At 68.4% G+C, this 5,314-nt stretch carries 6 protein-coding genes; 2 read left to right on the top strand and 4 right to left on the bottom strand.

Annotation, left to right across the window (positions count from 1 at the left end; genetic code table 11):
• Positions 1-220 precede the first annotated feature (220 nt).
• The 4 genes from G6017_RS09255 to sdhC are packed head-to-tail and all read right to left on the bottom strand — an operon-like array spanning position 221 to position 3,680.
• Complete coding sequence (locus tag G6017_RS09255; protein ID WP_182617074.1) at positions 221-1,012, bottom strand: succinate dehydrogenase iron-sulfur subunit; 792 nt, start codon at positions 1,010-1,012, stop codon at positions 221-223.
• Complete coding sequence (gene sdhA / locus G6017_RS09250) at positions 1,012-2,778, bottom strand: succinate dehydrogenase flavoprotein subunit (protein ID WP_179526169.1); 1,767 nt, start codon at positions 2,776-2,778, stop codon at positions 1,012-1,014. Before sdhA ends, G6017_RS09255 begins: the two co-directional genes overlap by 1 nt.
• 48 nt (positions 2,779-2,826) lie before the next feature.
• Positions 2,827-3,258 (bottom strand): succinate dehydrogenase hydrophobic membrane anchor subunit, encoded by a 432-nt coding sequence (locus G6017_RS09245; RefSeq protein ID WP_182617072.1) that lies wholly within the window; start codon positions 3,256-3,258, stop codon positions 2,827-2,829.
• Between the two features lie 14 nt (positions 3,259-3,272).
• Positions 3,273-3,680: a succinate dehydrogenase, cytochrome b556 subunit gene (gene sdhC, locus G6017_RS09240; protein ID WP_179524746.1), complete on the bottom strand. Its 408-nt coding sequence runs from the start codon at positions 3,678-3,680 to the stop codon at positions 3,273-3,275.
• A gap of 191 nt (positions 3,681-3,871) precedes the next feature.
• Here sdhC and G6017_RS09235 point away from each other — a divergent pair, with 191 nt between their 5' ends.
• Together G6017_RS09235 and G6017_RS09230 are read left to right on the top strand one after the other, a co-directional pair.
• Positions 3,872-4,300, top strand: a complete 429-nt coding sequence (locus G6017_RS09235; protein ID WP_182617071.1) for a cytidine deaminase — start codon at positions 3,872-3,874, stop codon at positions 4,298-4,300.
• The coding region (locus G6017_RS09230; protein WP_182617069.1) for a thymidine phosphorylase at positions 4,297-5,314 on the top strand (1,018 nt) is incomplete at its 3' end. The genes G6017_RS09235 and G6017_RS09230, both read left to right, overlap by 4 nt.

The raw sequence follows: 5,314 nt of genomic DNA, 5'->3' as shown, positions 1-5,314 counted from the left end.
GGATGGGCGTTCCCACCGCAGGCGCTCCTCTCGATGAACTCCCGCGGTCACTTCGGCGCACGCGGGCGTTCATCGACGGGGGCTGATGTCGGGGAGGAGGGCAGGCGCGGGGGCGGATGTCGGAGAGGAGGGCAGGCGCGGGTGCGCTTCCGGCAAATACCAGCGGGGCCGCACCCTCCGCTCAGGGAAGGTGCGGCCCCGCCGGGGAGACCGGGGAAGGTCAGCGCGCGAACAGCAGGGCGCGCTTGACCTCCTGGATCGCCTTGGTCACCTGGATGCCGCGGGGGCACGCGTCGGTGCAGTTGAAGGTCGTGCGGCACCGCCAGACCCCCTCGGCGTCGTTGAGGATCTCCAAACGCTCGGCGGCACCCTCGTCACGGGAGTCGAAGATGAACCGATGAGCGTTGACGATCGCGGCCGGGCCGAAGTACGACCCGTCGGCCCAGAACACCGGGCACGAGGTCGTGCAGCAGGCGCAGAGGATGCACTTGGTCGTGTCGTCGAAGCGGGCCCGGTCCGTCTGGGACTGGATCCGCTCGGCCGTCGGCTGGTTCCCGGACGTGATGAGGTACGGCATGACGTCACGGAACGACTTGAAGAACGGCTCCATGTCGACGTACAGGTCCTTCTCCACCGGCAGCCCGCGGATCGGGGCGATGGTGATGGTGATGGACTTGCCGTCCTTGGGGAGCATGTCCTTCATGAGGACCTTGCAGGCAAGGCGGTTGACCCCGTTGATCAGCATGGCGTCCGACCCACAGATGCCGTGTGCGCACGACCGGCGGAACGCGAGGCTGCCGTCGATGTAGTTCTTGACGTACATCAGCAGGTTGAGCAGACGGTCCGACGGCAGGGCCGGGACCTCGTACTCCTTCCAGCCCGCCGAGTCCGGATCCTCCGGGTTGAACCGGGCGATCTTGAGCGTGACCATGGTGGAGCCGGGCGGCACCGGGCGGTTCGAGCCCGGGCCCTTGCCGTCAGTGGCCTTGGTGGTGTCGACTGCGGTGGTCATCAGTACTTACGCTCCATCGGCTCGTAGCGGGTCTGCACAACCGGCTTCCAGTCCAGCCGGATCTCGGAGAGGAGGCCGAGGCCGTCCTTGAACGCCATCGTGTGCTTCATGAACTCGTCGTCGTTGCGGTCCGGGTAGTCCTCGCGGGCGTGTCCGCCACGGGACTCCTTGCGGTTGAGCGCACCCACGACCGTGACCTCCGCCAGCTCCAGGAGGAAGCCCAGCTCGACGGCCTCGAGGAGTTCGGTGTTGAACCGCTTGCCCTTGTCGCTGACGGTGACGTCGGCGTAGCGCTTCTTCAGGGCGCGGAGCTCGTCACGGGCCTCGGTGAGCGACTGCTCGGTGCGGTACACCGACGCCTTGTCGTCCATCATGGCCTGCATCTCGGTCCGGATGTCGTTGGCGTTCTCCGCGCCGTGGTCGGCGAGCATGCTCTCCATCCACTCACGGACCATCTTCTCGGGCTCCTCGGGGAGTTCGACGAAGTCGTGGCCTGCAGCGTAGTCCGCGGCGGCGATCCCCGCCCGGCGGCCGAACACGTTGATGTCCAGCAGCGAGTTGGTGCCCAGACGGTTGGACCCGTGCACGGACACGCACGCGCACTCGCCGGCGGCGTAGAGACCGGGCACCACGTCGTCGTTGGTGCGGAGGACCTCACCCTTGACGTTGGTCGGGATGCCGCCCATGACGTAGTGGCACGTCGGGAACACCGGGACGAGCTCGGTGACCGGGTCGACACCCAGGTAGGTGCGGGAGAACTCGGTGATGTCGGGCAGCTTCTCCTCGAGCACGTCCGCACCGAGGTGGGTCACGTCGATGTAGACGTAGTCCTTCTCGGGTCCGGCGCCTCGGCCCTCGCGCACCTCGAGGACCATCGAGCGGGCGACGATGTCGCGCGGCGCGAGGTCCTTGATGGTGGGGGCGTAGCGCTCCATGAAGCGCTCACCGTCCGCGTTGCGCAGGATGCCGCCCTCGCCGCGGACGGCCTCGGAGATGAGGATGCCCAGGCCCGCCAGGCCCGTCGGGTGGAACTGGTGGAACTCCATGTCCTCCAGGGGCAGGCCCTTGCGGAAGACCACGGCCATTCCGTCGCCGGTGAGGGTGTGGGCGTTGGAGGTGGTCTTGTACATCCGTCCCGAACCGCCGGTCGCGAAGACGGTGGCCTTGGAGTGGAAGACGTGCAGGTCGCCGGAGGCGAGCTCGTAGGCGACGCACCCGGTGGCGACGGGGCCCTCGGGGGTTTCCGTGAGGCAGAGGTCCAGGACGTAGAACTCGTTGAAGAACTCGACGTTGTGCTTGACACAGTTCTGGTAGAGCGTCTGCAGGATCATGTGGCCCGTGCGGTCGGCCGCGTAGCAGGCCCGGCGCACGGGTGCCTTGCCGTGGTCGCGGGTGTGGCCACCGAAACGACGCTGGTCGATCTTGCCCTCGGGCGTGCGGTTGAACGGCAGGCCCATGTTCTCCAGGTCGATGACGGCGGTGATGGCCTCCTTGGCCATGATCTCCGCGGCGTCCTGGTCGACGAGGTAGTCGCCGCCCTTGACCGTGTCGAACGTGTGCCACTCCCAGTTGTCCTCCTCGACGTTCGCGAGGGCGGCGCACATACCGCCCTGGGCGGCGCCGGTGTGGGAGCGGGTGGGGTAGAGCTTGGTGAGGACGGCGGTACGGGTCCGCGGTCCCGACTCGATGGCCGCGCGCATGCCTGCGCCGCCGGCGCCGACGATTACCACGTCGTACTGGTGCTGGTGGACCTGACGATCGGTCATGGGATTCTCAGTGCTCGCTTTCGAAGTGGAACGGTCCGCAGGCGTCGATCAGACGTCGTAGGCGAGGCCGAAGAGGGCGTACGTGCCCAGAGCCAGGACGAGGACGGTCGCGGCGACGAGGATCGCGTTGAGCCAGAACCGCGTCGAGTCCTTGCGGGAATAGTCCGCGATGACCGTCCGGACGCCGTTCGCGCCGTGGAGCTGTGCCAACCAGAGCATGAGGAGGTCCCACGTGGCCCAGAACGGGCTCTGCCAGCGATCCGCGACGTAGGCCCAGTCGATGCGGTGGACTCCCTCGTCGATCATCAGGCCCACGGTGAGGTGGCCGAGCGTGAGGATGACCAGCGCGACGCCCGAGGCGCGCATGAAGATCCATGCGGTGCGCTCGAAGTTGCCGCGTGAGCGCAGGCGCGGGGAGCGCGGCTGGGCGAGCGAGGCGGGGCGATCGTATGACGTCTGGAGAACAGGTGCGTCTGCCATGGTGATCGTTCTCCTTAGATGTGCTGGAAGAGAAGGAAGAGGAGGCGGGCGGTCGCCGCGGCGAAGACCACGACCCAGATCGCCAGGACGGCCCAGAGCATCTGGCGCTGGTACTTCGCGCCCTTGGACCAGAAGTCGATGGCGACGATGCGCAGACCGTTGAGCGCGTGGAAGAGGACCAGAGCGACCAGGCCGATCTCCAGGAGCCCGACGATCGGGGTCTTGTACGAGTCGATGACCGCGTTGTAGGTCTCCGGGCTCACCGTGACGAGCGAGGTGTCCAGCACGTGCACAAAGAGGAAGAAGAAGATCGCCACGCCCGAGATGCGGTGCGCGACCCACGACCACATCCCCGGGTCACCCTTGTAGATGCTGATCTTCTTATTGGGGGCCGGACGCGCCGGCGCCTGCGCAGTACTCATGGGCTTGTCGTGCCTCCGAATCGTCTGGGCGTGGTGCCATCGGCGCGCGTTCCCTGCCCGAGAGCACAGCGGGCGCCTACTAGGACTTTAGACCTGAGAGGACGCGGACGAGAAGCAGGGTGGGTACGGTGGTCCGAACGGGTAATGCCTGTTAGGGGACCCTAATCGAAGTTACCGGAGGGTAGAAAAGGGTGTCTGTCAACGAAACCGCAGCACAGAGGAACGCGGCCCGCAGCGGTTTGCGCGAAGCCGCGCTGGCGGCCGCCCGGAACGCCTACCGGCCGTACTCAGGATTGAGGGTGGGGGCCGCCGCCCTGGCGTCGGAACCCGGCGGCGACGAGTGCAGGATCGTAACCGGGTGCAACGTCGAGAACGCCTCCTACGGGCTCACACTCTGCGCGGAATGCTCGCTCGTGTCCGACCTCCACCGCACGGGTGGCGGGAGACTGCTCGAGCTCGTCGTCGTCGGCCACGACGGTGACCCGCTCTCACCGTGCGGGCGGTGCCGCCAACTCCTCCACGAACACGGCGGCCCGGACCTGGTCGTCCACACCGCCCGCGGCCCCGTACGCCTGGGCGAGCTCCTGCCGGACGCCTTCGGGCCGGAGGACCTGACGTGACCCGGTCGATCGACGCCGTGCGGATCATCGAGGCCAAGCGCGACGGCAACGAGCTCGACGACGACGAGATCGACTGGATCGTCGACGGGTACAGCCGCGGTGTGGTGCCCCCCGAGCAGATGTCCGCGTTGGCGATGGCGGTGTACTTCCGGGGCATGACCGATCGCGAGATCGCCCGCTGGACCGCCGCGATGGTCGACTCCGGCACCCGGTTGGACCTGTCCGACCTGACGCGCGCCGGTCGTCGCGTCCCCACGGTGGACAAGCACTCGACCGGCGGTGTGGGCGACTCGGTGACGCTCGTGCTGACCCCCCTGTTGGCGACCTGGGAGCTGGCGGTGCCCCAGCTCTCGGGGCGCGGGCTCGGTCACACGGGCGGGACCCTCGACAAACTCGAGGCTATCCCCGGCTGGCGCGCCGACCTGGACGCCGCCACCAGGCGCCGGATCCTCGAGGAGACCGGGGCCGTGATCTGCGCGGCCGGAGCCGATCTCGCGCCCGCCGACCGGGCCCTCTACGCCCTACGGGACGTCACCGGGACCGTCCCGTCCATCCCCATGCTGGCGGCGTCGATCATGAGCAAGAAGATCGCCGAGGGCACGGGCGCGCTGGTGCTCGACGTCAAGTGCGGATCCGGTGCCTTCCGGCCCGACCGCGCGGATGCGGACGAGCTGGCGCGGGTGATGGTCGCCATCGGCACGGCCGCCGGCGTCCGGACCAGCGCCCTGGTGACCGCCAACCACACGCCACTGGGTCGGGCGGTGGGCAACGCCCTCGAGGTGACCGAGTGCGTCGAGATCCTCGACGGGGGTGGCCCGCCCGACATGGTCGATCTGACCTGCGCGTTGGCGCGGGAGGCGCTGGCCGCGGTGGGGGTCGACGACGACCCGCGCGAACGACTCCGCGACGGGCGGGCCATGGACTCGTTCCGCGCGATGATCACCGCCCAGGGAGGGGATCCCGACGCCGCGCTCCCGGTGGCCGCGCACACGGAGGAGCTGCGGGCGCCGGACT

The organism is Dietzia sp. B44 (genome assembly GCF_014145245.1).
Lineage (GTDB): Bacteria > Actinomycetota > Actinomycetes > Mycobacteriales > Mycobacteriaceae > Dietzia > Dietzia natronolimnaea.
The sequence above is the reverse complement of the archived record's forward strand: the minus strand, read 5'-3'. Positions and strand labels throughout refer to the sequence as shown.

Bases quoted from the DNA above. Each gene is read 5' to 3' on its own strand.
- G6017_RS09255 (WP_182617074.1), bottom strand. From the start codon at position 1,012: ATGACCACCGCAGTCGACACCACCAAGGCCACTGACGGCAAGGGCCCG.
- sdhA (WP_179526169.1), bottom strand. From the start codon at position 2,778: ATGACCGATCGTCAGGTCCACCAGCACCAGTACGACGTGGTAATCGTC.
- G6017_RS09245 (WP_182617072.1), bottom strand. From the start codon at position 3,258: ATGGCAGACGCACCTGTTCTCCAGACGTCATACGATCGCCCCGCCTCG.
- sdhC (WP_179524746.1), bottom strand. From the start codon at position 3,680: ATGAGTACTGCGCAGGCGCCGGCGCGTCCGGCCCCCAATAAGAAGATC.